Source organism: Rheinheimera marina (assembly GCF_042654345.1).
In the GTDB taxonomy this organism is placed as follows: domain Bacteria; phylum Pseudomonadota; class Gammaproteobacteria; order Enterobacterales; family Alteromonadaceae; genus Pararheinheimera; species Pararheinheimera marina.
In genome coordinates, this window is the sequence record NZ_JBHSGB010000007.1 from 1 (window position 1) to 1,436 (window position 1,436).

General features: G+C 52.2%; 1 protein-coding gene. It reads right to left on the reverse strand.

The genetic code is table 11. The features are described 5' to 3' along the window. Positions 1-28: 28 nt before the first annotated feature. The gene (locus tag ACFO3I_RS08865; RefSeq protein ID WP_377333477.1) at positions 29-1,342 is read right to left on the reverse strand and encodes an IS4 family transposase; all 1,314 of its coding nucleotides are present in this window, start codon (positions 1,340-1,342) and stop codon (positions 29-31) included. Positions 1,343-1,436 lie beyond the last annotated feature (94 nt).

Genomic DNA, 1,436 nt, shown 5'->3' on the forward strand with positions numbered 1-1,436 from the left:
TAATGCCAGTCAGTTAAGCTGACTGGCATTATTTTTTGTGCGCATATTTGCTTGGTTTCCGTTTGACTTGCCTTGGGTAGGAACGATGCTCCCGCCTAAACGGCAAGATAAAGTGTTCTGCTTTTCGGGTTAAATCATCCAGCTCTGGAGGAATGTGATGTGCACTAATCAACGTAAATCCATGCTCAAATAAGCTCACTATCGCATTGGCGCACAACGTAAAACTCAGCTCATTCGGATAAATCCCCGGCAATGTTTTCGCCATCCGGACCATCTGATACCGGATAAGGTTGTAACACAGCAGTGCTCCCCATAATTCCTGCTTCACCAGCTCCGCTTTCTTACTACGCAGCGTAAATTCATTGGCCAGCAGTTGTTGTTTCATTTCCCGGTAGCCCAATTCAATTTCCCAGCGTTGACTGTATAAATCCACGATTTCATCGCCGATAAATTGAGTGGCTGACACCATCGAGGTCAGAATAAAGCAGTCTTTTCCTTTCACCTTTTTCTGCAGCAGTCGCGCATCCAAATACGGAGGCAACCCAGGCCATTTTTTCCGGGCCTGCGGGCTGGTTGCCAACCGAACCAGGCTATCCCGCTTCCCCAGTTTGGCGATGACCTCGTACTGAGTTCCCTTTTTCAGCGGAATGAGCCAGTGTCGGTTTAGTCCAGTGCTTTGCCAGGCATGAAGCAGGCCTAACGCATAAAACCCCCGGTCAAACAGCGTCAGGCTGTTATCCGGCGTGTTGTCTATCAGTTGCTCCGCTAACACCATCTCATTGGTACTGTAGCTATCCATAGTGGCATTGACCAGCAGATGGCTCGTCAGCTCCATCTGGCACACCATCCGTACCATGGGCCAGGCCGATTCACCGGCACTTGTGATGGGTTTGGTAAAGGCTGCCGTGTTATCCGCCGTATCCGGTGCTCGCCAGACCACACCATCAACCCCCAACAACTGCAACCCGCACCAGCGGGGATGCTCTGCCTGCTGATGCCAGAGCTGCTGAGTCTGATGGAACACCTGCTGCATGGCTTTCTCGCCCAGACGCTGACGCCCCTGATGCACCGCACTGGGGGCGACTAAATGACGCTTGCCGGGCAAGGCGATTTGCATTTTGTCGGCAATGCTCCAGACATCTTTGTTGCGGTAGAGCGCCATGCCAAGCACCACCATCACCAGAGCTTCCAGAGGTAAACGGCGACGGCGCACGGTGGCAACGCCAGCCTCTTGCAGGCACTGACGGATAAATTCGTCAGGCAAAAGCTGAGCTAAAGCACCTGTATCCAGCTGGTCAGGGAAGTAACGGTTGGCAAGGGTTAAGGCGGTGACAAGTTGCATAGAAAAAGGCCTGCGACGTCTCTGTTGCAGGCCTTTATACAGCAGTCACTGGATCGGTCAACCGATCTGAAATTGGCTTAACTGATCGGCATTA